This is a genomic window from Bradyrhizobium sp. 26S5, assembly GCF_036923295.1.
Classification (GTDB): domain Bacteria; phylum Pseudomonadota; class Alphaproteobacteria; order Rhizobiales; family Xanthobacteraceae; genus Bradyrhizobium; species Bradyrhizobium septentrionale.
The window spans coordinates 6929291-6954263 of sequence record NZ_CP145948.1 but is presented as its reverse complement, the minus strand read 5'-3'; the positions used below and the strand labels follow the sequence as shown (position 1 = coordinate 6954263).

Below are 24973 nucleotides of genomic sequence, written 5' to 3'. Positions count from 1 at the left end.
ATTGTTTCAACAGGCTCGGCGCCGGGCAGAGGTTCGCGCCAGCAAACGAACGAGGAAACGAAGCGGAGGTTTGATCATGCTGAGCTGGGTCGTCACATTCCTGGTCATCGCCCTGATCGCGGGCATTCTGGGCTTCGGCGGCATCGCCGGCGCCTCGATCGAAATCGCCAAGGCGATCTTCTTCATCGCCATCATCCTGTTCCTGGTGTCGGCGGTGGTCGGATTGGCGCGCGGCCGCACAAGGGTGTAGCGCGGCGCTTGGTTACTTCTTGGTGGAGGGCATCGCCACGTTGCGGCCGATGCCCTCCGGACGCGGCACGCCCGCATAGCTCTCCACGATCGCCCGGGCGCGCGCCTGGATGTCAGGCGGAAACGGCGCTACCTTGCGCGCCTCCATGTCGATGTGCAGCGTGAGGTTTTCCGAGGTCGCCGAGAGCCAGCCCTCGGTGGCGTGGCGCAGCTCCTCGAAGGTGTGCAGCCGCTTCTCGTCGGCGGCGAGCAGGAACACCGAGACCTGCACGGGATCACCGAGATGAATCTCTCGCAAGTAGCGGACGTGACACTCGGCGGTGAACGTCGAGCAGTGCCGCGCCTTCATGTAGGCCGGCCCGATCCCGAGCTGCAGCCACATCTCGTCGATGGCGCGGTCGAACATCACGTTGTAGTAGGCCATGTTGAGATGGCCGTTATAATCGATCCATTGCGGCTCGATCTGCATCAGCGAGGATTTGAACGGGGCCGGCGGAATCGGCACCTCGCTTGCGGCAGTCACTGACGTCATCATCCATCCCCGGTTTGCTGGCGTTCGAGCATGAGCTTTTCTGTGACTCCAGCGGCCACTTTTTCAAGTCCGGCTCTCTTGACCCCTTATACAAGCTTTGCCACGGTCGGCTAAAGCCGGGAGGAAATTTGACGTGGCGACAACGATTTCGAGCAATTTGACGCGACCTGAGCCGCAGGCCCTGAAGCGCGCGATCGACGCGCTGGCGGCACGGTTCGGCAACCGGCTCGTCACGTCTTTAGCGGTGCGCGAACAGCACGCCCATACCACCACATGGCTGCCGAACCAGCCGCCGGACGCGGTGGTGATGGCGCAGGAGACGGCTGACATTCAGGACGTGGTGCGGATCTGCGCCGCAAGCCGCGTGCCGGTCATCGCGTTCGGTACCGGAACCTCGCTCGAGGGCCAGGTCAATGCGCCGGCGGGCGGCGTCTGCATCGATCTGCGCGACATGAATAAGGTGCTCGAGGTGCATGCCGAGGACCTCGACTGCGTGATCCAGCCCGGCGTGACGCGCAAGGCGCTGAACGAGCATCTGCGCGACCAGGGCCTGTTCTTCCCGATCGACCCCGGCGCCGACGCTTCGCTCGGCGGCATGACCTCGACCCGCGCCTCCGGCACCAACGCGGTGCGCTACGGCACCATGCGCGAGAACGTGCTGGCGCTGAAGGTGGTGCGCGGCGACGGCGAGATCATCACCACAGGCACGCGGGCCAAGAAGTCGTCGGCCGGCTACGACCTGACGCATCTGTTCATTGGCGCTGAAGGCACGCTCGGCATCATCTCCGAGCTCACCATCAAGCTGCGCGGTATTCCCGAAACGATCGCAGCCGCGGCCTGTTCGTTCGAGACGGTGCGCGGCGCCTGCCAGGCGACCATCCTCGCCATCCAGACCGGCATCCCGGTCGCCCGCATCGAGCTGCTCAACGCCGAGCAAGTGAAGGCCTGCAACAGCTATTCAAAACTGTCGCTGCCGGAGACGCCGCTGCTGCTTTTGGAATTCCACGGCAGCGAGGTGGAGGTTGCCGAGCAGTCGAAGAATTTCCGCGACATCGCCGCCGAATGCGGCGGCGGCGACTTCTCCTGGACCACCAAGCCGGAAGACCGCACCAGGCTGTGGCAGGCCCGGCACGACGCCTACTGGTCGGTGAAGGCGCTGCGTCCCGGCGACCGCATCGGCGTCGTCGCGACCGACGTCTGCGTGCCGATCTCGCGGCTTGCCGACTGCGTCACCGAGACCGAGGACGATCTGAAGCGGCTCAATCTGCTTTCGCCGATCGTCGGCCATGTCGGCGACGGCAATTTCCACTGCTCGCTGGTCTGCGACATCGACAACAAGGACGAGATGGCGCGTGGCGAGGAGTTCATGCATCGTCTGGTCGAACGCGCGCAAGCGATGGGCGGCACCTGCACCGGCGAGCACGGCATCGGCCAGGGCAAGCAGAAATACCTGAAGGCCGAGCTCGGGGTGGAGGCGCTCGACGCGATGCGGGCGCTGAAGCAGGCACTCGATCCGCAGAACATCTTCAATCCCGGAAAGATCGTCCCGGCCGCCTGAGGCGTCATTACTCAGCAGCGCAGTATCCGCGAGCGGTTGCGCGCTGCGATCGCGGGGAACTTTTCCGTCCGTCCGGCGTCTTTCCTGTGCCGTAGTGTATTGGCGCGGAGCGAGACAGAAGTGATCGGACGGGCAATCGGAATTGCAGTCATGATCGTTGCCATGGCGCTGTCGGGCGACGCGATCGCCCGCGGTGGCGGACACGGTGGCGGCCATGGAGGAGGCCATGGTGGCGGTCATGGGCACGGCGGCGGTCATGGGCACGGCGGTGGCCACGGACATGGCGGTGGTCATCGACATGGCGGGCATGGCTTTGGCCACATGCATTTCGGCGGCGGCCATCATGGCGGGTTCGGCCGTTCGCACGCGATCCCGCGATCAGGCTTCGCCGGCCATGGCGCCTTCGTGTCGCGCGGGGCGGCAAATTTCGGCCATCCCGGCAACATGCGCAATGCGTTCAACTCGCTGTCGCGCAACGGCGCATTGCGCAACGGCCGGCTGTTGAGCAACCCGGCGGCGCGTGCGCAGATCGCCGCGGCCGCGGCGCTCGCCGGCTGGCACGGCGGGACGGTTGCCAATGGCTGGTGGCAGCATTCCGGCGGCGGCTATGGCTGGGTCGGCCCGCTGTTCTGGCCGTTCGCCTACAACGACATCTATGACTACGCGGTCTGGGGCGACGATCTCGGATTCTGGGGCTACGGCTATCCGGACATCTATGCCGGCATCTTCGGTCCCTATGGTTATGACGATCTCAGGGGCTATCTGCCCGATCGCAGGCCGGGCCGCCGATATCGCGGCGGCGGACGGATCGAGGAGATGTGTGGCAATGACAGCCGCTCGATCGCCGGCCTGCCGGTGGATCAGATTGCGGATACGGTGCAGCCGACCGAGGCGCAGCTGGCTGCGCTCGGCGAACTCGGCGAAGCATCGCTCGCAGCCGCCCGCAGCATTCGGGCGGCATGTCCTGCGCAGGTGGTGTTGACCGCGCCGAACCGCCTCGCCGCCATGCAGCAGCGGATCGAAGCGATGGTGACGGCAGTCGCAACCGTCAGGCCGCCGCTGGAGAAATTCTACGGCCTGCTCGACGACGAGCAGAAGGCGCGGTTCAACGCGCTCGCCGACAGCCAGCGCAAGGAAGCCGCGGCGCGCGATCCCAAAGGTGATCAGAACGCGGCGGTTGCCCGGAACTGCGGCGCTGCGCAGGGCGCCGCGCAGGACTGGCCGACGAGCGAGATCCAGGCCCGGATGCAGCTCAACGACACCCAGCGCGCGGCGCTCCAGGCGCTGCAGGACACCAGCGCCGATGCGGCCCGCAAACTGAAGGCGGCGTGCCAGGCCAACGAGGCGATGACCCCGCCGGCGCGTCTCGCCTCCGTTGCGAAGCGGCTCGACGTCATGCTGCAGGCCGTCAAGGATGTCCGTGCCGCGCTTGAGAGTTTCTACGCCACCCTCAGTGACGAGCAAAAGGCGCAGTTCGAGGCGATCGGGCCGCAACGATCGGCTTGATGCGCGTGTGATATCAAGTCACTCGCCGGATCGGCTGTTCCGGTGTGGCCATGATGCCATAGCCAGCATCTCGCTCTTGCGCCGAGAGGACTCTGCGGTTCACAGGTTGTGCCTAGGCCAGCTATGCTCGCCGCGCTTTCGGGGTACGGCGATGTGGATGTTCAGCAAGGCGAAGCGCAAAGACATCTGGGATGATCCCGTCGAGCAGCCGCTCGGCGATATCGAGGCTGCGCAGCGGATCCGCGCGATCTGCCGCGATGCCGCCGGCTGCGCCGAGGCGGTCGGGGCGCCCGAGAAGCGTTCGCCGAACAAGCATCGGGTCGAGCGAGAGCGCTACGAGCGTGCCGCCAGGACCGCGATGGAGATCGCGATGAAGATAACCGACGAGATGATGCGGGATTCCGCGGTGCGCGAGATCGTCAGCCTCTGCATGAAGGCCAACAACATCAAGACGGGGCGGGCGCTGTTCCGCGCCATCCACACCAATTCCATCAAGGCCGACGTCCTGAAGGAGCATCCGACGCTCGAGGGCGAGCCTTCGCCAGGCTAGCTCGGGCCCAGCGCCCGCACCGCTTCGTCGACGCTGCGGAAGACGTGATCCCGCGGCAGAACCGCGTAGAGATCGAAGCGCTCGAACGCGTCCTGCGCGCGTGTGGATTCGAGCCTCGCCACCGCCACCGTCACGCCGTCATCGCGGCATTCGCGAAACAGATCGCGCAGCGCCTGCGCCGCCGTGAAATCGATCTCGATCATGCCGCTGGCCTCGATCACCAGCAGAAGCGGCTTCGGCGTCGCCGTGCCGATGGTCTTGAGCACGTCGCTGTGAAAGCCTTCCGCGTTGAGGAACGACAGCGGCGCCTGCAGGCCGACGACGGCAATGCCGGGCTTGCGCTCGCCGGTGACGTGCGGACCTGTCGGCCACCAGATCGTGGTGCTAGCCACGTGGACGAATTCCACCAGCTGGCCCCGCGTCGTGGTCCAGATGCCGTGCAGCAGCGACAGCGCGATGCCGACTGCGACGCCTTGCTCGATCGGCAGCACGATGATCGCGGCCGCCGTCGCGATCACCAGCAGGAATTCGTAGAACGACTGGCGGAAGATCGCGACGATCTGTTTCACGCGGATGATGCGCAGCGCCACGAACAGCAGCACACCGCCGAGCGCAGCGTCAGGCACGTGCTTTAGCAGCGTCGCGCCGAACGCGAGCAGCGCGAGCACGATTGTCGCGGCGAACAGCCCGGCGAGCTGGGTGCGTCCGCCGGTCTCCGAGACGATGCCGGTGCGCGGCGGACTGGAGTTGACGGGGAAGGCGCCGAACAGGCCGGACAAGAGGCTGCCGGCACCGGCGCCGAGGAAGTCGCGATCGACGTCGGCCGGCTTGTCCGGATCCGACAGAAACGAACGCGTCGTCGCCGCGGTTTGCACCATGACCACGATGGCGATCAGGATCGCCAGCGACAGCAGTTTGATCCATCGCTCCGGTGCGATGTCGGGAAACGACGGCTTCGGCAGCGACCCCGGCACGATGCCGACCACCTTGACGCCCTTGCTTTCGAGATGGCCGGCGATGACAGCGATGGTGGCCACGACAAGGCCGATCAGCGCGCCCGGAATGCGCGCGCTGATCTTCTCCGATCCCGCGACCAGCGCCAGCACGCCGAGGCCGATCGCCAGCGTGTAGAAATTGGTGCGGCCGATCTCTGCAGCGAGAACCCCGAGCTTGTACAGCGTCGGCCCGTCCGGCGTGGTCAGGCCGAGCACGCCGGGCAGTTGCGAGACCAGGATGTGGACGGAGATGCCGGCGAGGAAGCCGACCGTCACCGGCGTCGACAGCAGATTGGCGACCCAGCCGAGCTTGAACAGGCCGCCGGCGATCATGATCGCACCGACCATCAGCGCCAGCGCCATCGCCAGCGATTGATAGTCGGGTGAGCCTGCGGTCGCCATCAGCGCGAGCCCCGCCGCGAAGATCGGCGTGATCGTGGAATCGGCGCCGCAGGACAGGAAGCGGTTGGCCCCGAGCATCGCAAAGCCGAGCGAGCCCGCCATGAAGGCAAAGAAGCCGATCTGCGGCGAGAAGCCGCCAAGCCGCGCGGTCGCCATCTGCTCCGGGATCGCGATCGCGGCAAGCGTCAGCCCGGCGATCAGATCGCCGGGCAGGTCGCTCGGCCGGAATGCGGCCAGCGAACGGAAGACCGGCCAGCTGGCGCGTGTCGGATGATCCTGGCCCATCGGTCTCCCACGTGGATGACAGCGATTCCTGCGGAAATAGTCCGACATCGCGCGCGTAAAAGCCAGCGGCGTCGGGCTGTGTGCAGCCGCGAAGGGTGACGACTAGAACATGATGAGATTAGCTTGAATAGCGGTCGCGACGGCGGTGCGCTCCCTCTCCCGCTTGCGGGGGAGGGTTGGGGTGGGGGCTCTCTCCGCGGTACAGACCGGATAGATACCCGACAGTTTAGACCGGCATGATTGCCGACAGGTTTCTAGAAGCATCGGCGGGAGGGCCCGACGATGCCGTTCAGAGAGACCAGTCGGATGGAAGGGCGTATCCGGATGCTTATGGAGTACGAGAGCGGGAACTGGAGCGTGTCGGAGTTGTGCCGCCGTCACGGTATCTGCCGCGACACGTTTTACGCATGGCGCCAGCGGAAGCAGAGCGGCGATCCGGAGTGGTTCAGGGACCGTTCGCACGCGCCGCAGCAATGCCGACAAACGACCGATGCGGCGATTGCAGAGAAGGTGATCGCGGCTCGGCAGCGCTTTCCCTATCTGGGACCGCGCAAGCTGCTCGCCCTGCTTGACCGCCAGGCGCCGGAGATCGATTGGCCGGCGGCGTCGACGATTGGGAGCATTCTCAAGCGCGCGGGGCTGATCTCGCCGGTGAAGCGCCGCCGCCGTCCGCTCGACCAGCGGCGTCCCTGCACGCCGGTGCAGGAGCCGAACGACGAGTGGAGCGTGGACTTCAAGGGTTGGTTCCGCACCCGCGACCAGTGCCGGATTGATCCGTTGACGGTGGCTGACAGCCACAGTCGCTTCCTGATCGAACTGCAGATCGTCGCACCGACGACCGAGGGCGTCCGCCCCCGCTTCGAGAGGGCTTTCCGCGAGCATGGCCTGCCGCGGGCAATCCGCTGCGACAATGGTTCGCCGTTCGGCTCGCGCGGCGCCGGCGGTCTCACCACATTGTCGGTCTGGTGGCTGAAGCTCGGCATTACGCCGCACTTCATCCGTCCGGCCTCGCCGCAGGAGAACGGTCGCCATGAGCGCATGCATCGCACCTTGAAGGCGCAAACATCGAGCCCACCGGCAGATAATGCGTCCGAGCAACAGGCCCGCTTTGACGCCTTCCGAGAGCATTACAATAAGGAACGTCCTCACGAAGCGCTGGGCCAACGGCCGCCGGAGGACGCCTATCGAGCATCTCAACGCACCATGCCGGATCGCGAGCAAGACCCCTGGTATGACGCCGATCACCAGGCCCGCCGTGTTCGCGGCAATGGGGAGATTAAATGGAAAGGCAAGTTCGTCTTTATCGGTCAGGCGCTGGTGAACGAACTTGTCGGCATCGCCGAACTCGATACCGGTGACCACGTCGTCCGCTTCTGCGACCTCGACGTCGGTCTCATCGACCGCCGCGGCCTGTTCACCCGGTTCGCTCCGCCTCGTGAGGGGCTGCGCGAACCGGGCGAACAGACCGCTTAACCCAAACTGTCGGGGATCATGCCGGTCCAAAATGTCGGGAATCATGCCGGTTGAACACACGAGTCACGTCGTGGAGAGAGCCCCCACCCGCACCGCATCTTCGATGCGATGCGACCTCCCCCGCAAGCGGGAGAGGTGGAGCCAGTCTGCTGCGAAGCCGACCTTCATCCCGCGCTAGCGCGGGCGTGCCTCGGTGATCGCCTTGCGGATCGCCGCCAGCGGCGCGTTGTCGTCGAACGCAATACTGTCACCCTGCATCTTGACTCCGAGATCGCGCCACAGCACGGCAAGGTCGGGTGTCACCGGCTTTGATCCCCATTCGTCGTGCAGCCGCGTCAGCACGTCGACGCCGACCGCCTTGTCGGCGGTGGAGAGCACGCGCGCGATCGGCCAGTCCTTTTCGTGATTGCCGCCTGCGGCGAGCACGCCGCGCATCGCATCCTGCAGGCCGAATTTGTTGCCTGTGCGCTTGCGGATTTCGACATCCGCGAACAGGCAGAACATCGCGCCGCCCCAGTATTTCCGGCCCCAGGTGTCGGTATTGTCCAGCCCTTGGTCGCCGGCCTGCGGCAGGCCCTTAGGCATGTCGCGCACCATCGCCTGCCAGATGTCCTGCGCCGTCAGGTCGCCGGCCTGCACGCGCGCGACTGGTTCGACATAGACCGCGAGCCCTTCCGACAGCCAGGCGTAGCGGTCGTCGAGATCGGGCAGGGCGGTGTGCACCATCTCGTGCACGATCACCCAGTCGCGCTTGAGGTCGTCCGCGTCGGCATCGCGGCCGATCGGCAGCCGGATCGCAGCGCCGCGATAACCCCATGTGGTGCCGCCGCGCACGCGCGAGCCGTCGACCGGCACCAGCAGAAGCCGCAGCGAGCTGACGGGAAACCGGCCGTAGTAAATCGAGACCGCGTGAGCGGACGCCTTGATCCAGTCGAATATCTTCTCCTTGGGCAGCGCCATGTTGCCGGGCGCGAACCCGACATGAATGGTGCCACCAGACACTTCGAGATCGGTCCTGGGCAGCCGGTCGAAGGCGTCGTAGGGCATGCCTTCGCCGCGCATGAACTCGGACTGTGCCTTGACGTGACACGGCGCGATGCCGATGAGGATCGCCGCGACCAGCATCGCGGCTGATATCACGCGATAGGTCGGGATGCTCTTCATCGCGGCGTGCCACGCGGCTGTGGCCTGTCGTTCTCGCCGAGGGCCGCGGTCACCTGCTCGTTGAGATCGTCGAGAATGGCCGCGAGCAACGCCGCGCCCTTGGCTGATGTCGCCAGCGTCGGATCGCCGTAGCTGCCGGACCGGCTGTAGTTCGGCGAATTTCTGTCCGACGGCGTCAGGCGGCCGGGCACCTCGTGCTGCAAAGCAGGGCTGGCTTCGGCGCGTTCCGGATCGACCAGCTCCGGCGCCAGCGCCAGCATCAAAGATGTCTCCAGCTCGTCGGCGTGGCTGCCATGGCGTTGCTCGGAGATCTGCTCGGCTGTGCGGCGGAAGCGCGGGCCCTGATAGAGCCGCAGATGCCTCACCTTGGCCGGTTCGAAGCCGGCCAGCGCGCGTTCGACCGGAGCCAGGGTGCTTACTCCCGTGTTGAGCACGAACAATGTGCTGATACCGCTGTCGAGGATGCCGGCGGCGATCTCATTCACCATGGCTTTGAACGTTGCTGCCGACAGGCTGGCGCTGCCGGCATATTCGACGAAGGCGGGGTAGTGGCCGTAGGTGACGGTCGGCCAGACCAGCGCGTCGATGCGTTCGGCCAGATGCGCCGCAAACCACTCGGCCTGCAAGCGGTCGGTGTTGAGCGGCAGATGGAAACCGTGTTGCTTGGCGGCGGCGCCGATCGGCAGGATCGCCGGGCGGCCAGCTGCAATGCGCCGCGCGACCTCGTCCCAGGTGAGGCGTTCGACGAAATGGCTGATGATTTCGGCGCTCATGCCGCGCGTCCTATTCGCGGATCGATGCCGCCGTCAGCAGTCCCGCCGTGATCCAGCCATGCAGATAGCCGGCGCCGCGCGCTGCGGCACCGTCGGGATCGTCATAGGTCGCGAGCATCTCGCAGAGCACGCCGAACGGAATGCCGGCAGAGGCTTCGTCCCACATCATCGCTTCCTCGGTCGGCAGCTCGCGGAACATCGGTGTGGTGTCCTGGCGCCAGATCAGGAGGCGGGCGGGCTCGGCCAGCATCTCCGCCTCGGGCGGCGTCTCGTCGTTCTTCAGTGCGATCCAGATCGCGGCGGCATTGGTCGACAGGTCGATCCGCGCAGCGCTCGGATGCGACTGGAACACCAGGTCGTTCCAGACCTCGGGCGCGAAACCGGCCATCGTCTCCAAGGCGAGCACGTCGCCTTCGCGCGCATCGAAGGCGTCGTTCAAGGCCTTCTCGAGCGCGGCAAGGTCGGCGAGCACGGGGTGATGGCTGTAGGGTTCGGCGGACTTCAGGAAATCCGGCAATCCTTGCGAGAACCAGCGCAGGTTGGGATGTTCTGATGGCCGTGCCTTGACGTAGGCGTGGCCCATCTCGTCGAACATCTCGTCGCCAAGAAAGCGATGCAGCAGCTCGTGGTCGTTGCGCATCGCTTCGACCAGCCGCGAGCCATAAGCATGGCGGTAGACGCCGAACAGCGTCGCGCGCGTCTCCCTGGAGCTGTCGAGGATTTCGGTCAGGATGCCGTCGTCGCCGGTGAGGATGGCGCGCTGGAAGTCGTCCTGCTGGCGTGCGAAGTCGCTCATGCCACAGGCGCGCCCGCGCCCAGCACCTGCGCCGCGATCTCGCGGGTGCGCTCGACCTCGAGCAGCAATTCGTCGAGCGGCGGAATGTTGTCGTCGCGCTCGATCATGGTCGAGACCCGGCCGAACCGCTGCAACGCCGCGACATAGAGGTCCCAGACATCCTCGCACACCGGATGGTCGTGCGTGTCGATGATGTGCGTCCCCATATGGCTGTGGCCCGCCATGTGGAATTGCACCACGCGGTCCGCCGGAATGCCGTTGAGGAAGGCCATCGGATCATAGCCGTGGTTGAAGGCGCTGACATAGACATTGTTGATGTCGAACAGCAGCCAGCAGCCGGAGCGGCGCGACAGCTCGGAGAGGAATTCCCACTCCGTCATCTCGGAATTGTTGAACTGCACATAGGTCGAGACATTCTCGAGCACCAGCGCGCGGCCGAGGACATCCTGCACCAGCTGCACGCGGCTCACGACATGATCGAGCGCCTCCTCTGTGTAGGGGATCGGCAGCAGATCGTGCAGGTTCTTGCCGTGCACGCCGGTCCAGCACAGATGGTCCGACACCCATTTCGGCTGCACACGTTTTGCGAGGTCCTTCAGGCCTTGCAGATAGTCGAAATTCGGCGGCGCGGTGGAGGCGATCGACAGCGAGACGCCGTGCATCACCACGGGATAGCGCTCGCAGATCCGGTCGAGGATGCGCAGCGGCTGGCCGCCCGGCAGCATGTAGTTCTCGCTGATCACCTCGAACCAGTCGATCGGCGGATTGCCGTTCAGGATCTCGTCGTAGTGCTGCGCGCGCAGGCCGAGGCCAAAGCCCAGGAACGGCGGTTTGGCCGCTTGCATCGTTTGCCCCGTGTGCGCCGTCGTGGGCAATCGGCTTGCGACGTTCATGGCGTCTCCGCGTGGCAGGCGCTGCAATCGCAGCGTCTCGTCTGCAAAACTAACATGGAAACGAGGCCCGGCCTATGCCGGGCCTCGTCCCGCTCGATCGGTTCAGGCGGGCTCGAACTTGCCCTTGGCGGTGGTGCACTGATCCTTGGTCATGGACGAGAAGCCCTGACCCTTGCAGGCATTCTGGCCCTTGCAGGCGTGGTTGCCGCCCTTGCAGGAGCTCTGGCCCTTGCAGGCATTGGCGCCGATGCATTTGCCTTCGCCCGCGGCGTAGGACGGCGTCGACACGACAGCACCGGCGAGGAACAGCGTGGCTGCAGCGGCGGCAAGTGTGGCGCCGGACTTGGTCGTAACCTTCATGAGCGTCTCCTTACGGACGATGGTTGAAGGTGCGCCCCCGCCGGCCTGCGACAGTCCCGGACCAGGGCTGCACCCGATTGATAGCTACGCACAGCAGTCCGTCCTGGTTACACCAAGGACGGACATTTTGCTGCTCGCAATGAAGAAAGCCCGGTTTGCGTGCCGGCCCTTCTCCGGCCGTTAACCGCTGCGATCAGCCTTTGACGAACTTGCCGCCCTGAGCCATGCACTGCTTCTCCGAGGCCATCGAAAAGCCGGTGCCCTTGCAGGCGTTCAGGCCCTTGCAGGAATTGGCGCCGCCCTTGCATGCACTCTGGCCCTTGCAGGCGTTGCCGGCCATGCACTTGCCGGCAGCGGCATTGGCGGCCGTCGAGGTGGTCGAAACCACGGAGCCGGCGAGGAACAGGGTGGCCGCAGCGACGGCGAGCGTGGCGCCGGACTTCGAATTCAACTTCATGACGATCTCCTCGGTGATTGTTTGATGCAGTAAACGTGGCCCGTGAGTATCCGATGATTGTTCGATCCCGGACCGCACAACGGATGGACAATCGGAGAACAATCAGATCGCAGGGGCGTCCGCGGCGCGGTGCTTCCCGCGATTTGAGTGCTCGTCCAAGATCAGCTACGGGGTATCAGGCGATTTGGTTACAGCGCTTCAAAAGAAAATTTTGTTCGACGCGGGTCTGATGCCCGGTTCATGTCAAACACCGCGGATCAAAGAGTATTTCATTGCGCAGTGCCGATCGGTTTGCTGCATCGCACTCTCTGCATTTTAATCAGTTTTGCGCTGATCGCGCCGGCCTCAGCTTCGCCATCTGTGCCACGTTCGTCCGCAATTCCTCGGCACTGAACGCCGGGAATGAGCAGATGCGGTTGCTGCAGGCAAACGCCGCGGGCTCGCCGAGATCGGGATAGTCGACATCAGGGTTGGGCAGCTTGCCTTCGCGGAGGTCGAGCCATTCGAGCCGCTTGTAGCGGGCGGGCAGGGCGCGGGCGATCGCATGCAGGCTCTGTGCGCGGCCGTCATCCTTGTGTCCGACGATCGTCACATGCGTCGGCTCGACCGCGAGCTCGTCGTCGGCGAGCAGCACGCCGGGCAGCGGACGCGGCATCTCGGCCGACGCCGCGCTCAGGTAACGCATGGCATGCGAGGCCTGCTCGCGGGTCCCGTCGTTGCCGGTATAGCGATTGAGCATGTTCATGAAACGCGCGACCTGGATCTGGTCGTCGATCAGTTTTGCCGGTTTTGCAAAAACGCCCGCTTCTCCCTCCGACGTCTTCGCGGTGAAGAAGCCGCCGGCCTCGTCGCGGAAGCTCGCGACGAAATCGCCGGCCTTCGTCGCCGACGCCAACCAGTCGCGATTGCCGGTCGCGGCGTAGAGATCGAGCAAGGCCTGTCCCATCGCGACGGTGTCGCCGAGGAAGGGGCCGCCGCGATCCGTCTCGCCATGGCGGAAGCCGCCATCCGGCAGCGCCCGATTGGCCAGCACCCATTTTGCCGCCCGCTCGGCGATCTCAAGCGCCTTCGGATCGTCCCTCGCGCCGTAGTAGGCTGCGAGCCCCGAGATCGCCCAGCCGTTCTCCCGCGCATAAAGGTTCTTGTCGATGCGGGGCATGCCGAGCTTGCGGCGCTCGGCATCATCAAGCGCGTAGTATGTGTGGCCGTCGACATCGTGATTGAGATCGGCGCTTGTCAAATAGCGCTCGACGTCGCGTGCGGCCGCGAGATATTTCGGGTCCTTCCATTGCGCGTAGGCCTGGCTGTATTGCCGCAGATATTGCGACTGGAACGAGATGATTTTCTCGAAATGCGGTCGGTTCCAGGAGCCGGCCTCGGAATACTGAAACACGCCGCCCCACACCGGATCGATCAGCGCGATCGCGGCATCGAGCGTTTGCCGGGCGCGTTTTGTTGCCATGGCGTCGCCGGCTTCGGCGCGGCTGATCGCTAGGTCGAGGCTGTCGGCATCGATATATTTCTGGTTCTCGCCCCAACCGCCGAGCTTCTCGTCGTAGGAAGAGTCGAAGGTCTTGGTCAGCTCAGTGCGCTGCGCCTTGCCGAGAAACGCCGAGACGGCGGGCTTGATCTCGAAGGCCTCGCCGACTGACGGGCCCGGCGAGGGATCGTCGATGATGGCCTTGAGCAGCGACTGCATCCGCTCCGGCTCGATATAGCCCCTGATCTTCGCGATCTCGGTGCCGTCGGGCGCGAACACGATGGTGGCCGGCCAGCCCCAGTCGCCGTAGCGGCTCGAGAGGTCCGGATTGGCGTCCTGGTCGACGCGGACCGGGAGATATCTTGCCGACAGCAGTTCCTGCACCCTGGGGTCGGCGTAGGTCGTCTTCTCCATCACGTGGCACCAGTGGCACCACACCGCCTCGAGATCGAGAATGACGAAACGCTTCTCGGCCGTGGCGCGCGCGAACAGATCGTGGCTCCAGTCGCTCCATGCCGGGCCGTCCGCCGCGAGCGACGGCGACGTGCTCAACGCCACGAGAATTGCGATGGTGCGGACAAGTCTCATGGCGCGCTCCTGGCGGCGAGGGGTCGTGTGAGCTACGCGCTCGCCCGGATCGGGGCTCGCCATGTCACGGGATTGTGAGCCAGCCTCTCAGGTCGCCGCCTTTTGGCCCGCCACCGCGTTGACCAGCAGGCGGTCGAGCGAGGCGGCGCCGGGACCTGTAATCGCAAGCCACATGAAGGCGGCGAAATAGGTCGCCTCCTCGAAGCCGAGCAGCGTCTCCAGCGAATCGACGTCGCCCCATTTCGCCGACCTGATCGCGACGATCATCACCACGGCGAGCATCGCGGCGGGGATGCGGGTGAACAGGCCGAGGATCAGCATCGCGCCGCCGAAGCATTCGACGCCTGACACGAAGGGGGTGAGGATGGTCGGGAACGGAATGCCCCAGCCGACGAAATTCTCGGTGACCTGGGCGAGGTTGGTGAGCTTGCCCCAGCCGGCCAGCATGAAGGTGTAGCCGACGATGATCCGCATGATCAGCGGCCCGGCCCAGGAAAAATGCGAAGCGATCCGTGCCGGCAGCAAAATCAGCAAATTGACGATGAAATTCATGCGAACCCTCCCGAATATCTCGCCAGGCCGCCTGCGCCGGCGGTTGGGCGCACGCGCACCAAAGGGCACGAGCTGAAAGCTACGGGCCCGTCATGGCAGGAGTTTCGCCGGTCGTGGCGGGCTTGTTACGCGCCTAGCCGATATTTTGCAGTGCCGGGAAGGTTTCCAGCAGCCAGACGCTGACGCCGGAGACGGCGCCGGTCAAAAAGCCGATGCCGGTCACCACCATCAGCACGCCCATCACGCGCTCGACGGTGTCGAGATGGCGCTTCATCCGCGCGAACAGCGAGGAGAAATGCTTGATCATGAAGGCCGCCAGCAGGAACGGGATGCCGAGCCCGGCCGAATACACCGCGAGCAGCCCCGCGCCCTTCGTCACCGTGGCCTCCGCGGCCGCGATCGAGAGGATCGCCGCCAGGATCGGCCCGATGCAGGGCGTCCAGCCGAAGGCGAACGCCAGGCCCATGACATAGGCGCCCCACAGCCCGACCGGCTTGGGCGCGGTCATCCGCCCCTCGCGCATCAACAGGCCGATCCGGGTCACGCCGAGGAAGTGCAGGCCCATGATGATGATGACGATGCCGGCCACAATCGAGAGCTCGGCCGACCAGGCGCGCACCAGCCCACCGACGATCGAGGCGCTGGCGCCGAGCGCGACGAACACGGTGGAGAAGCCGAGCACGAACATCAGCGCCGCCGTCATCACCGCGCGCTTGGAGGCCGCGGTGGCGCCGTCCTGATTGACCTGCTCGATGGTCGCACCGGTCAGATAGATCAGATAGGGCGGCACCAGCGGCAGCACGCAGGGCGACAGGAAGCTGACTAGGCCGGCGATCAGGGCTGCCGGGATCGAGACGTCGTGCATCAATGAACCTTCGAGGTAACTGTCTTGTCTTGGCGTGTACGCGGCCAACAATCCAGAAGTTTCGTCGCCGGCACATTCAACTATGGTCACAGGGCCGTGTCCGGGCGCTGCGCCACCGCCGTGCGGGTGAAACAAACCCTGATATGTTCCGTAGTGCGGTAATGAAACCGTTGATACGGACCCCAACGATGCGCATCGGCATCCGCAGCGCCATCTCCGCCCTTGTCCTGACGTCGATCATGGTCAGCGCCGTCGGCGTGCATCTGTTGTGGTGGCGCACCGCACAACGGGTGAGCCAGACCCTGGCCGACACCATCAATGACCAGATCGTCTCCGCGGTCGGCGACGAATTGCAGTCGATCACGACCGAAGCGCGTTCGTCGATGACGGCGGTGCGGACGTTGTTGACCGAGAAGGTGCTGGACGCAAGCGACGCGCGCAAGCGGCAGTTCATGTTCCTGTCGCAATTGCAGTCGCAACCGACCATTTCATGGGTGGCATTCGGCTGGCCGGACGGCTCGTTCTTCGCCGGGCACAAGCTCGGCGATGCCGGCGTCGAGATGCTGACCATCTCACCCGACCGCAAGCTCAAGGCCGATCAATACGACTATGCCGGCATCGACATCAAGCTCAGGGACAGCACCGTCGAGGATGGCAAATATCTGGTCACCGACCAGCCCTGGTTTCGCGATGCGATCGCAGCCCGCGACCAGCAATGGTCGACGCTGACGACGCTACCCCGCGGCGAGCGGCTGGCCGCGATGCTGGCGGTGCCGATCGACGTCGACGGCAAGCGCACCGGCGTGCTCGCCATCATCATCGAGCTGACCCGGGTGTCGAACTTCCTCTCGCAGCTCACGGTCGGCAAGTCTGCGGGCGCCTTCCTGCTCGATCGCGACGGCAGCGTGATCGCGTCTCCCGATCCCGACGCCGACGAGCTGAATGCGCTGAAGACCGACCACCCGCTGCTGCCGGTTGCGGTCGCTGCGGTCAGGCAGGCCGGCAAGGCCTACGATCCCGGCGAGGGCGAGGCGTACCGCTCCCAGGTCACAAGGGACGGGCAGGCCTATCAGGCGGTGCTGACGCCGATCTCGTTTCCGGGCTGGTCGCTGGTGACGGTGGTGCCGGAATCCGAATTCCTCGGTCCGGTGCGGATGACGATCCGCAATCTCCTGATCGGGCTCGCGGCGCTGATCGCCGCCGCCGGGCTGTTGTCGGCCTGGCTGGCGCAGCGCCTGATCGCGGCGCCCCTGATCAAGGTGGTCGGCGAGATCAGGCATGTCGAGCGCTTCGACCTCGACAAGGTCGAGCGGCATCCGTCGCGCCTCGCCGAGATCGAAAACCTCTCGGGCGCGATCGGCGACATGGCGCAGGGGCTCGCCGCGTTCCGCAAATACATCCCCGCCGATCTGGTGCGGCGTCTCGTCAGCGACGGCAACGGCGCGCGGCTCGGCGGCGCGGTGCGGCCGATGAGCGTGATGTTCATCGATCTCGCCGGCTTCACCGGCATGTCGGAGCGGCTCGGCGACCGCATCATCCCCCTGCTGTCGCGCTATTTCGACGTCGTCTCCGCGGCGATCCAGAAGGAGGGCGGCACCATCGACAAGTTCATCGGCGATGCCGTGATGGCGTTCTGGGGCGCGCCCGCGGCCAACCCGGATCACGCCGCGGATTGCTGCCGGGCGGCGCTCGCCTGCCAGCGCGCGGTCGCGCAGGCCGGCCTCGCCGACGACAAGGGAGACGCAGTCGGGATCCGCATCGGCATCAATTCCGGCGACATGCTGGTCGGCAATATCGGCTCGGAGGTGCGGCTCAACTACACCGTGATCGGCGATGCCGTGAACATCGCAAGCCGCCTCGAGAGCACCAACAAGGTCTATGGCTCGACCATCATCATCGGTCCGGAGACGCGGCGTTTGGCCGGTGACCGCATCGTCGTCCGCGAACTCGACCGGCTCGCCGTCTACGGCCGCGCCGGCGGGCTCGACATCTACGAGTTGATCGCAATGGCCGACGAGGGCGCGATCGCGCGCGACTGGATCGCGTCCTATGAGGCCGGACTGTCGGCCTGGCGCGCCGGCGATTTCACCGCGGCGATCGCAGCGTTCGAGACGTGCCGGCAGCTCCGCGGCGCGGACGCTGCCTCGACACAGATGATCGAGCGATGCAGGCATCAGCTCGCCAATCCCACCGACGAGGACTGGGACGGCACCACGGTGGCACGCTCGAAATAGTGTGTTGCGACGAGGTTCGGCTGGTGGATCGTGGTAGATCGTAGGATGGGTAGAGCGCAGCGAAACCCATCGTTTTATCCGCGCGTTGAGATGATGGGTTTCGCTGCGCTCTATCCATTCTACGATGCACATCGTGATGGCAACCAAGTGTTGCCAATTCGACACGTCGGGCGACACAGCAAAAACCTGTCAATCCCCGCGCGCAAAAATAATTCGGTTTATCAGTAGGGCAACTCAGTGCTATAGGTTCACCCGTCTCACCCGATACGAGGGGCGCTTCGCGATCGTCACGAACGCGGTGTGGGATGCGGTGGACGCCGAGCGTGGAACTGACGAGAGCACGCGAAGCGGACGGTGAAGTCGTGTGGTCCTGACGCCCTAGCGGCCGGTGTCCTCTCGTAAAGCGCGCAGCGCTTTGCGAAGGCGGTGACAAACAAGCCAAGTCTCGCCGGGGAGAGCACGAAGTAAGCCGTAACCCATCGCGCAGGGAAAGCCGGGTTGTTCCCGGTTACACCTGTGGTCCTACCCCCGTGCTTTCTACTTTTGCACGGGGCCCATGGGTGCGATCGGCACCCGGCTTTCCCTGCGCCCTCTGCTCAACGAGAGGGCGAAACGAGATGCAAAGCTCGGACAAATCATGTCGCGAGAACGCGAAGCTGTATCCCCACTCACACTGTCATCGCCCGGCTCGACCGGGCGATCCAGTACGCCGCGGCCTCTCGGCTCAAGCACCGGCGTCTCTGGAATACTGGATCGCCCGGTCGAGCCGGGCGATGACACCGAGAACTCGGCTGTTTGACATCATGAATCGAGAACCTCCTTCATCGTCGTCCTGGCGAAGGCCAGGACCCATTACCCCAAATGCAAATTGCTGGACGATGCTGGGGCCTCGATCTCTCTCCCAATACACGTCGGTGGTTATTGTTCCTGGCCTTCGCCAGGACGACGTGGAGGTGTCGACGTGAGGATGTCGCTTACACAGCGACTACCGCCTGCGCGCAGGTTTGCCCGCCGGCGTCTCGAACTCCCGGCCGCGAATTCTCACGAGGTCATCGGCGGAGTTCGTCAACAGCACGACGGTGGCCGCGCGCGCCGCCTCGACCTCACCGGCGGCGATCGCATTCAGCACCGCGCGGTGTTCGCGCAGCGCGCGCGGGCGATGCGAGCCGGGGGCGGCGATGGTAAAACTCTGGCGCAGGGTGATCTCGAACATCTGCGCGATTGGCCAGAAGAACTCGTTGCGGGTCGCGAAATAGATCGCCTGATGGAACATGATGTCGGCGGCGACGAAGTCCTCGTTGGTCCTGGCCGCGTCCATGCCGTCGCAGCCGGCGCGAATGCGGGCGATGTCGTCCGCCTCGGCATGGGTCGCCGCCAGCGCCGCGGCGGCGGGCTCGACCGCGGCGCGCAGCTGGAACAGCTTGGCCAGATAGCGATCGATCTCCGCGGTCTCGAGGTGCCAGCGCAGCACGTCGGGATCGAGCTGGTTCCACTGCTCGGGGGGCCGCACCCGCGTGCCGCTCTTGGGGCGCGACTCGATCAGGCCCTTGCCGGTCAGGGTGCGCATCGCCTCGCGCACCACGGTGCGGCTGACGTCCATCATCTCGCAGATCTGCATCTCCGGCGGCAGCGTTTCGCCGACGCCGATATCGCCGCGCACGATGCTGCTGCCGACGCGGTCGGTGACCTGGCTGTGCACGCTCCGGCGCAATGCGTTGGATGTCTGGAACATCGGAAGCCTCGCTGCGGTTGGTGCCTGCGCCGCCGCCGCGCCGCGCTCTTGCACAACCGTATCTGTTTTGTCATACATTATGACAAATGGGCTGCCAAGCTCACGCCGTTCAGGCGGGCGGCCAACACAAACGGCCAAGACAACAAAGATCCGTTCCTGGGGAGGAGCACCATCATGACGACGAACCGGGTGAGCCGCCGCATTGTGCTGCGATCGTCGGTCACGGCCGCGGCGTGGCTCGCCGCCGCACCCGCCATCGTCGGCCGCGCCGAGGCCGCGATCCTGAAGATGCGATGCTCGTCGTCGCTGCCGAACGATCCCAAATACGCCAACGGCCGCGTCTACTACGACAATCTGGTCAAGAGCCTGAAGGCGAACGGGCTCGGCGAGCAGATCGACGTCACCTTCTTCCCGGACAACCAGCTCGGCCAGGAGATCGACGTCATCAACTCGGTGAAGCTCGGGGTGATCGACCTGATGGTGTCGGGCTCGTCGATCTCGGCCAATCTGGTGCCGCTGGTCGGCACCTTCGACCTCGGCTACCTCTTCACCAGCTATCAGCAGCAGACCAAGGCGTTCGACGCCGGTGCGGCCAAGCCGATCGAGGATGCGCTGCTCAAGGGCGCCAGCATTCATATCATCGGCTGGGCCTATAATTTCGGCGCGCGCAGCGTGCTGGCGAAGAAGCCGGTGAAGACGCCGGAAGATCTCGCCGGGTTGAAGATCCGCACGCTGCCCAATCCGATCATCACCGAATGCCTGCGGCTGATGGGCGCCGCGGCGACGCCGCTGGCGTTCGGCGAGATCTATACGGCGCTGCAGGCCGGCGTGCTCGACGGGCTCGAGCATGATCCGCCGACCATCCTGGCGAGCAAGTTCTACGAGACGGCGAAGCACTACGCGCTGACCCAGCACATCTTCTCGCCGCTCGCGGTCTATTTCAGCGACACTTCTTTCAACCGCATGGCCCCCAAGCTGCGCGAAGGCTTCCTCGATGCGGCGAGCAAGGCCGCGATCGACACCCGCGCGCACGGCCTCGCGGTGGAGAAGGAGGCGCTGGCGACCTTGGTGGAAAAGGGCGTCACCGTCGTCGAATGCGACAAGGAGGCGTTCCGCAAGCGCGTGCTGCCGCAGACCGACAATTTCATCAAGGCGCGGCCCGAGGCGAAGGCCGTCGTCGATCTGATCCGCGCCACCCAGGCCTGAGGTCGGCGCATGTCGGTCGCCGCAGTCGCGACGAGAAGCAGCGCTGAGCGGATCACGGCGCCGCTGCTCGCCGTCAGCGACGCGATCGCCGCGATCCTGCTTGCCGCAGATCTCGTGGTGGTCTGCGTGTCGGTGCTGGCGCGCTTCCTGTTCAATGCGCCGGTCGAGTGGTCCGACGACGTCGCCCGCGGCCTGATGGTCGGCTCGAGCTTCTTCGGCGCCGCCAGCGCGCTGGCACGCAGCGAGAATCTCGGCGTCGCCTTCTTCGTCGACATGCTGCCGACGGGCGTGCGGCGGGTCGTCGATGCGGTCGGTGCGCTGCTCGTCGCCATCATCGCCTTCTACGTTGCGTTCAACGCCATCAAGATGGGCTGGCTGACCACCGGCCAGACCTCCGGCTCCGGCCTGCCGCTGGAATGGACGTTCTACCCGATGGGCGCTGGCGCTTCGTTCATGACGATCTTCGCGTTCGAGACCTTCTGCGGCCGGCCGCTGCGCGACATGGTGGCCGGCATCGCCGTGACCGCCGTCATCGTGGGCCTCTATCTGGCCTGGGATGCGCTGGCGCCGTCGTCGGTGCCGTCGTCGCAGGCGCTGATGCTGATCGGCTTCTTCCTCACGCTGTTCGGCGGACTGCCGATCGGCTTTGCGCTGGCGCTGGCGGCGCTGATCTTCATCTGGGTGGAGGGCACGCTCCCCGGCGTGATCTTCGCCCAGCAGATGGCGCGCGGCATCGACAATTTCGTGCTGCTGGCGATCCCGTTCTTCATCCTGGTCGGCTATCTGATGGAAGCCAACGGCATGTCGGTCCGGCTGATCGAGCTGTTGCAGCGCGCGGTCGGACGGATGCGCGGCGGGCTCAACGTCGTGATGGTGATGTCGATGGTGCTGTTCTCCGGCATCTCGGGCTCGAAGATGGCCGATGTCGCCGCGGTCGGTTCGGTCCTGATCCCGGCGGCGCGCCGCTCGCGGCAGAATCCGGGCGGCGCGGTGGCGCTGCTTGCGGCTTCCGCTGTGATGGCGGAGACCATTCCGCCCTGCATCAATTTGATCATCCTCGGCTTCGTCGCCAATCTCTCGATCGGCGGGCTGTTCGTCGCCGGCATGCTGCCGGCCGCGCTGATGGCGCTGGCGCTGATCGCGGTGTCGATCATCTTCGGCAAGCGTCCTGCCGCGAACCAGGACGCTGAGCCGCGCACCGCGGTGTCGGGGCTGTGGACCGGCGCGATCGCCTCGTTCGGGCTGATCTTCATGATCTTCTTCGGCTTCAAGAGCGGTTTCGCCACCGCAACCGAGATCTCCGCCTTCGCCGCCGTTTATGCCATCGCCGTCGGTAGCCTGCTGTTCCGCGAACTCAGCGCGAAGAGCCTCGCGCACTGCTTCGTGCAATCGGCCACCCGTTCGGGGCTGGTGCTGTTCATCGTCGCCGCCGCGCAGTCGCTGGCCTTCATCCTGACGCTGCAGCAGGTGCCCCACGCGGTCGGCGACCTCATGCTGGCGATATCGGGCAGCCATGGCGTCTGGCTGTTCATGCTGCTGTCGATCGCGGTGCTGGTGGTGATGGGGTCGGTGCTGGAGGGCGCCGCGGCACTGATCATCTTCGGGCCGCTGCTGCTGCCGGTTGCCGTCAAGCTCGGCATCGATCCCCTGCATTTCGGCGTCGTGCTGGTGATCGCGATGGGGCTCGGGCTCTTTGCTCCGCCACTTGGCCTTGGGCTCTATGGCGCCTGCCTGATCGGCAATGTGCCGATCGAGCAGACCGTCAAGCCGATCTCAGGCTATCTCGGCCTGCTGTTGCTGTGCCTCCTGGTGATCGCCTTCGTACCGGCGATCAGCACGGCCTTGCCGCATGCGTTGGGTTATTAGAGCATGATCCGGAAAAGTGGGAACCGGTTTTCCGAAAAGATCATGCTCAAACAAAGAGACGAGATCGTGATGCGATTTCTCATAATCGCATCACGATCGAGGGGAAGAGAAGCGTGAAGGTACTGCTCGCCCATACCCCGCAGATGCGCCGCGACTATTACGGCGAGCGCAGCCTGAACGACCTGCGCGCGGTCGCCGACGTCAGGCTGCATGACGGCGATGAGGCGCTGGACGCGGCTGCGCTGGTCAGGGCCGCGGCCGATGTCGACATCATCGTCGCCGATCGCATGACGCAGGGGCCCGGCGAAATCTTCCCGCTTCTGCCGAAGCTCTGCGCCTTCGTCCGCTGTGCGGTCGATATCCGCAACATCGACGTCGCGGCAGCGTCTGCCGCCGGCGTGCTGGTGACGCAGGCGAGCGCCGGCTTCGTGCAGTCGGTCGCCGAGCTTGCGCTCGGCTTCATGGTCGATCTGTCGCGCGGCGTCTCGCGCGCGACCGCGGACTACCATGCGGGCAGGGCGCCTGAGGTCGTGATGGGCCACCAGCTTGCGGGAAGCACGGTCGGCATCATCGGCTATGGCAGCATCGGGCGCTATCTTGCCGGGATCGCAAAAGTGCTCGGCATGAATGTGCTGGTCGCGGATCCCTTCGTGACGTCAGACGATGCCGCGATCCGGCATCTGCCGCTCGACGATCTCCTGGCAAGCGCCGACTATGTCGTCTGTCTCGCGATCGCCAACGCCGAGACCGAGAATTTGATCGGGCAAGCCGCACTGGCGCGGATGCAGAAGCATGCATTCTTCATCAACCTGTCGCGCGGCAATCTGGTCGATGAGGCGGCGCTGGCGGCCGCGCTGCGCGATGCCCACATTGCCGGCGCGGCGATGGATGTCGGCCGTGCGCCCGATCAGATGCCGACGCCGGAGCTCGCGAAGCTGCGCAATGTGATCGCAACCCCGCATGTCGGCGGCCTGACCCCGCAGGCGATCGAGCATCAGTCGTCGGAAACCGTGCGCCAGGTCGCGAAGATCGTCGCCGGCGAGATACCTGTCGGCGCTGTCAATGCCGAGCGCTGGACGCGGCGGCCGCGGCCATGAAAGTTCGACTGATCCCAATACCGTCCGCGGGGCTGGACAAGACCTTTACATCCAGCTCAAACTTGATCCTGCAAAACCGCGGCCCCGAGCGCGCGGACAATCAATCAACGGACGTCCCGCAACAAACGACGGGCGCCGAGAGGGAAACAGGGAGTGCATCACATGGCCATTTCACGCCGTGACGTTTTATTGGGCAGCGCCGGCGCATTGGGCGCCGCATCATTCTCCTTCCCGGCTCCTGCAACAGCACAATCGGAACCGATCAAGATCGGTTGTCTCGCGGCGATCACCGGCCCGAGTTCGGCGCCGACCGTCGGATTCAACCGGGGCGTCAATTTCGCGGTCGATGCCATCAACGGCGCCGGCGGGGTCAAGGGCCGCAAGATCGAGCTCGTGATGCGCGACACCCAGGGCGATCCGACCAAGGCGGTCAACGCCACCCAGGAGTTGATCAGCCAGGCCAAGGTTCACGCGATCTGGGGCCCGTTGAATTCGGGCGAGGCGCTGGCCACCACGCCGATCATGGCGCGCGCCAAGATGCCCGACCTGCACCCCTGCGTCGTCGAGACCCTGATCGATCCGGTCAAGTTCCCCAATGCGTTCCGCATCGCGCCGTCGAACAATCAATGGGACGATGCCGTGCGCAATTACTGCCTGAAGATCCTCAAGGTGAAGAAGGTCGCGGTGATCGGCGACACCACCGGCTATGGCGTCACCGCGGTCGGCGCGTCGGTCGCGGCGTTCAAGAAGGACGGCGCCGAGGTGTCCTATCAGGCCAATATCGACGCCACCCAGCCCGACATGACGCCGGACATGCTGCGCGCCAAGAATGCCGGCGCCGAGGCGATCGTGGTGTGGAGCGTCTCGACCGGCATGGAGGCGCGCATGTTCAACACCCGCGCCGCGATGAACTGGGACGTTCCCTTCGTCGGGCATCCGTCGATGGCCTCCGGCGAGCTGGCGAACCTGGTTGCAAAACCGGAGAGCTGGAAGAAGGTCTATGCGATCGGCTACAAGAGCTGCAGCTATGACGGCGCCGGCAAGCTGCCGCCGAAGAGCGCGGACCTGGTCGCGCGCCTGGCCAAGGCCAATGTCGCGCTGAATGATACGCTGTTGTGGTGGGTCGCGGGTGGTATCGACTGCATCGAGCTGATCGCCAAGGCGGTCGCGGAGAGCGGCTCGACCGACAGCGCCGGCATCATCAGCTACTGGAATTCGCTGTCGACCTATCCCGGCTATTTCGGCAACTACCGCTTCTCGCCGACCCAGCATAACGGCTATTTGACCGAAGAGATCGTGATGTCGGAGGCCTCTACCGCCAAGGACGGCACCTTCGCGCTGGCGCCGGGGTACACATAGC

22 protein-coding genes are annotated in these 24973 nt (G+C 65.3%); 10 read left to right on the top strand and 12 right to left on the bottom strand.

Annotation, left to right across the window (positions count from 1 at the left end):
• Window positions 1–76 precede the first annotated feature (76 nt).
• The gene (locus V5279_RS32840) at window positions 77–250 is read left to right on the top strand and encodes a DUF1328 domain-containing protein (RefSeq protein ID WP_021077209.1); all 174 of its coding nucleotides are present in this window, start codon (window positions 77–79) and stop codon (window positions 248–250) included.
• A 12-nt stretch (window positions 251–262) separates the two neighbouring features.
• Here the strand turns inward: V5279_RS32840 and V5279_RS32835 are convergent, their stop codons facing one another.
• Window positions 263–784: a thioesterase family protein gene (locus tag V5279_RS32835; RefSeq protein ID WP_338691271.1), complete on the bottom strand. Its 522-nt coding sequence runs from the start codon at window positions 782–784 to the stop codon at window positions 263–265.
• Window positions 785–914: 130 nt separating this feature from the next.
• Here V5279_RS32835 and V5279_RS32830 point away from each other — a divergent pair, with 130 nt between their 5' ends.
• From V5279_RS32830 to V5279_RS32820, 3 genes are all read left to right on the top strand, one after another.
• Window positions 915–2339 (top strand): FAD-binding oxidoreductase, encoded by a 1425-nt coding sequence (locus V5279_RS32830; protein WP_338691270.1) that lies wholly within the window; start codon window positions 915–917, stop codon window positions 2337–2339.
• A gap of 150 nt (window positions 2340–2489) precedes the next feature.
• Window positions 2490–3845: a Spy/CpxP family protein refolding chaperone gene (locus V5279_RS32825; RefSeq protein WP_338691269.1), complete on the top strand. Its 1356-nt coding sequence runs from the start codon at window positions 2490–2492 to the stop codon at window positions 3843–3845.
• A 151-nt stretch (window positions 3846–3996) separates the two neighbouring features.
• Complete coding sequence (locus V5279_RS32820; protein WP_338691268.1) at window positions 3997–4395, top strand: hypothetical protein; 399 nt, start codon at window positions 3997–3999, stop codon at window positions 4393–4395.
• On the opposite strand, the gene V5279_RS32815 is transcribed toward V5279_RS32820, so the two are convergent.
• Window positions 4392–6077 (bottom strand): SulP family inorganic anion transporter, encoded by a 1686-nt coding sequence (locus tag V5279_RS32815; protein ID WP_338691267.1) that lies wholly within the window; start codon window positions 6075–6077, stop codon window positions 4392–4394. The two genes, V5279_RS32820 and V5279_RS32815, sit on opposite strands and share 4 nt — an antisense overlap.
• Before the next feature lie 282 nt (window positions 6078–6359).
• Here V5279_RS32815 and V5279_RS32810 point away from each other — a divergent pair, with 282 nt between their 5' ends.
• On the top strand, window positions 6360–7550 hold the full coding sequence (locus V5279_RS32810; RefSeq protein ID WP_338691266.1) for an integrase core domain-containing protein: 1191 nt from the start codon (window positions 6360–6362) through the stop codon (window positions 7548–7550).
• 174 nt (window positions 7551–7724) lie between these two features.
• Here the strand turns inward: V5279_RS32810 and V5279_RS32805 are convergent, their stop codons facing one another.
• The 9 genes from V5279_RS32805 to V5279_RS32765 all read right to left on the bottom strand — a co-directional run bounded on the left by V5279_RS32805 (window position 7725) and on the right by V5279_RS32765 (window position 15478).
• Window positions 7725–8714, bottom strand: a complete 990-nt coding sequence (locus V5279_RS32805) for a hypothetical protein (protein ID WP_338691265.1) — start codon at window positions 8712–8714, stop codon at window positions 7725–7727.
• Window positions 8711–9487 carry a creatininase family protein gene (locus V5279_RS32800; RefSeq protein WP_338691264.1) on the bottom strand — a complete coding sequence of 259 codons (777 nt, stop codon included), beginning with the start codon at window positions 9485–9487 and terminating at the stop codon, window positions 8711–8713. The genes V5279_RS32805 and V5279_RS32800 overlap by 4 nt, the downstream gene beginning before the upstream one ends.
• A gap of 10 nt (window positions 9488–9497) precedes the next feature.
• On the bottom strand, window positions 9498–10283 hold the full coding sequence (locus tag V5279_RS32795; protein WP_338691263.1) for a DNA-binding domain-containing protein: 786 nt from the start codon (window positions 10281–10283) through the stop codon (window positions 9498–9500).
• Window positions 10280–11128 carry a DUF692 domain-containing protein gene (locus V5279_RS32790; RefSeq protein WP_338691262.1) on the bottom strand — a complete coding sequence of 283 codons (849 nt, stop codon included), beginning with the start codon at window positions 11126–11128 and terminating at the stop codon, window positions 10280–10282. Before V5279_RS32790 ends, V5279_RS32795 begins: the two co-directional genes overlap by 4 nt.
• A 150-nt stretch (window positions 11129–11278) precedes the next feature.
• On the bottom strand, window positions 11279–11536 hold the full coding sequence (locus V5279_RS32785) for a hypothetical protein (RefSeq protein WP_029078868.1): 258 nt from the start codon (window positions 11534–11536) through the stop codon (window positions 11279–11281).
• 193 nt (window positions 11537–11729) lie between these two features.
• Window positions 11730–11993, bottom strand: coding sequence for a hypothetical protein (locus V5279_RS32780; RefSeq protein WP_338691261.1), 264 nt, complete (start codon window positions 11991–11993; stop codon window positions 11730–11732).
• Between the two features lie 319 nt (window positions 11994–12312).
• Entirely contained in the window at window positions 12313–14061 is a 1749-nt protein-coding gene (locus tag V5279_RS32775; RefSeq protein WP_338691260.1) for a DUF255 domain-containing protein, read from the bottom strand.
• Window positions 14062–14148: 87 nt separating this feature from the next.
• Complete coding sequence (locus tag V5279_RS32770) at window positions 14149–14613, bottom strand: DoxX family protein (protein ID WP_338691259.1); 465 nt, start codon at window positions 14611–14613, stop codon at window positions 14149–14151.
• Window positions 14614–14746: 133 nt separating this feature from the next.
• Window positions 14747–15478, bottom strand: a complete 732-nt coding sequence (locus V5279_RS32765; RefSeq protein WP_338691258.1) for a cytochrome c biogenesis CcdA family protein — start codon at window positions 15476–15478, stop codon at window positions 14747–14749.
• Between the two features lie 188 nt (window positions 15479–15666).
• On the opposite strand from V5279_RS32765, the gene V5279_RS32760 reads away from it, so the two are divergent.
• Window positions 15667–17712 carry an adenylate/guanylate cyclase domain-containing protein gene (locus V5279_RS32760; protein WP_338691257.1) on the top strand — a complete coding sequence of 682 codons (2046 nt, stop codon included), beginning with the start codon at window positions 15667–15669 and terminating at the stop codon, window positions 17710–17712.
• Window positions 17713–18697: 985 nt separating this feature from the next.
• On the opposite strand, the gene V5279_RS32755 is transcribed toward V5279_RS32760, so the two are convergent.
• A complete protein-coding gene (locus V5279_RS32755; protein WP_224741787.1) occupies window positions 18698–19444 on the bottom strand; it encodes a FadR/GntR family transcriptional regulator in 747 nt (248 codons plus the stop codon).
• Between the two features lie 174 nt (window positions 19445–19618).
• Between V5279_RS32755 and V5279_RS32750 the strand changes: the two genes are divergently transcribed.
• The 4 genes from V5279_RS32750 (at window position 19619) to V5279_RS32735 (ending at window position 24972) form a co-directional block, all read left to right on the top strand.
• A complete protein-coding gene (locus tag V5279_RS32750) occupies window positions 19619–20650 on the top strand; it encodes a TRAP transporter substrate-binding protein (RefSeq protein WP_166304939.1) in 1032 nt (343 codons plus the stop codon).
• A 9-nt stretch (window positions 20651–20659) separates the two neighbouring features.
• Window positions 20660–22516, top strand: coding sequence for a TRAP transporter large permease subunit (locus V5279_RS32745; RefSeq protein WP_338691256.1), 1857 nt, complete (start codon window positions 20660–20662; stop codon window positions 22514–22516).
• Between the two features lie 113 nt (window positions 22517–22629).
• Window positions 22630–23613, top strand: coding sequence for an NAD(P)-dependent oxidoreductase (locus V5279_RS32740; protein WP_338691255.1), 984 nt, complete (start codon window positions 22630–22632; stop codon window positions 23611–23613).
• Window positions 23614–23775: 162 nt separating this feature from the next.
• Window positions 23776–24972: an ABC transporter substrate-binding protein gene (locus V5279_RS32735; RefSeq protein ID WP_224741786.1), complete on the top strand. Its 1197-nt coding sequence runs from the start codon at window positions 23776–23778 to the stop codon at window positions 24970–24972.
• Window position 24973: the final 1 nt, after the last annotated feature.

Coding starts and splice junctions, on each gene's coding strand:
- V5279_RS32820 (WP_338691268.1), top strand. CDS start 3,997: ATGTGGATGTTCAGCAAGGCGAAGCGCAAAGACATCTGGGATGATCCC.
- V5279_RS32810 (WP_338691266.1), top strand. CDS start 6,360: ATGCCGTTCAGAGAGACCAGTCGGATGGAAGGGCGTATCCGGATGCTT.
- V5279_RS32815 (WP_338691267.1), bottom strand. CDS start 6,077: ATGGGCCAGGATCATCCGACACGCGCCAGCTGGCCGGTCTTCCGTTCG.
- V5279_RS32795 (WP_338691263.1), bottom strand. CDS start 10,283: ATGAGCGACTTCGCACGCCAGCAGGACGACTTCCAGCGCGCCATCCTC.
- V5279_RS32825 (WP_338691269.1), top strand. CDS start 2,490: ATGATCGTTGCCATGGCGCTGTCGGGCGACGCGATCGCCCGCGGTGGC.
- V5279_RS32755 (WP_224741787.1), bottom strand. CDS start 19,444: ATGTTCCAGACATCCAACGCATTGCGCCGGAGCGTGCACAGCCAGGTC.
- V5279_RS32760 (WP_338691257.1), top strand. CDS start 15,667: ATGCGCATCGGCATCCGCAGCGCCATCTCCGCCCTTGTCCTGACGTCG.
- V5279_RS32765 (WP_338691258.1), bottom strand. CDS start 15,478: ATGCACGACGTCTCGATCCCGGCAGCCCTGATCGCCGGCCTAGTCAGC.
- V5279_RS32775 (WP_338691260.1), bottom strand. CDS start 14,061: ATGAGACTTGTCCGCACCATCGCAATTCTCGTGGCGTTGAGCACGTCG.
- V5279_RS32735 (WP_224741786.1), top strand. CDS start 23,776: ATGGCCATTTCACGCCGTGACGTTTTATTGGGCAGCGCCGGCGCATTG.
- V5279_RS32790 (WP_338691262.1), bottom strand. CDS start 11,128: ATGCAAGCGGCCAAACCGCCGTTCCTGGGCTTTGGCCTCGGCCTGCGC.
- V5279_RS32800 (WP_338691264.1), bottom strand. CDS start 9,487: ATGAGCGCCGAAATCATCAGCCATTTCGTCGAACGCCTCACCTGGGAC.
- V5279_RS32750 (WP_166304939.1), top strand. CDS start 19,619: ATGACGACGAACCGGGTGAGCCGCCGCATTGTGCTGCGATCGTCGGTC.
- V5279_RS32805 (WP_338691265.1), bottom strand. CDS start 8,714: ATGAAGAGCATCCCGACCTATCGCGTGATATCAGCCGCGATGCTGGTC.
- V5279_RS32745 (WP_338691256.1), top strand. CDS start 20,660: ATGTCGGTCGCCGCAGTCGCGACGAGAAGCAGCGCTGAGCGGATCACG.
- V5279_RS32770 (WP_338691259.1), bottom strand. CDS start 14,613: ATGAATTTCATCGTCAATTTGCTGATTTTGCTGCCGGCACGGATCGCT.
- V5279_RS32780 (WP_338691261.1), bottom strand. CDS start 11,993: ATGAAGTTGAATTCGAAGTCCGGCGCCACGCTCGCCGTCGCTGCGGCC.
- V5279_RS32835 (WP_338691271.1), bottom strand. CDS start 784: ATGATGACGTCAGTGACTGCCGCAAGCGAGGTGCCGATTCCGCCGGCC.
- V5279_RS32840 (WP_021077209.1), top strand. CDS start 77: ATGCTGAGCTGGGTCGTCACATTCCTGGTCATCGCCCTGATCGCGGGC.
- V5279_RS32785 (WP_029078868.1), bottom strand. CDS start 11,536: ATGAAGGTTACGACCAAGTCCGGCGCCACACTTGCCGCCGCTGCAGCC.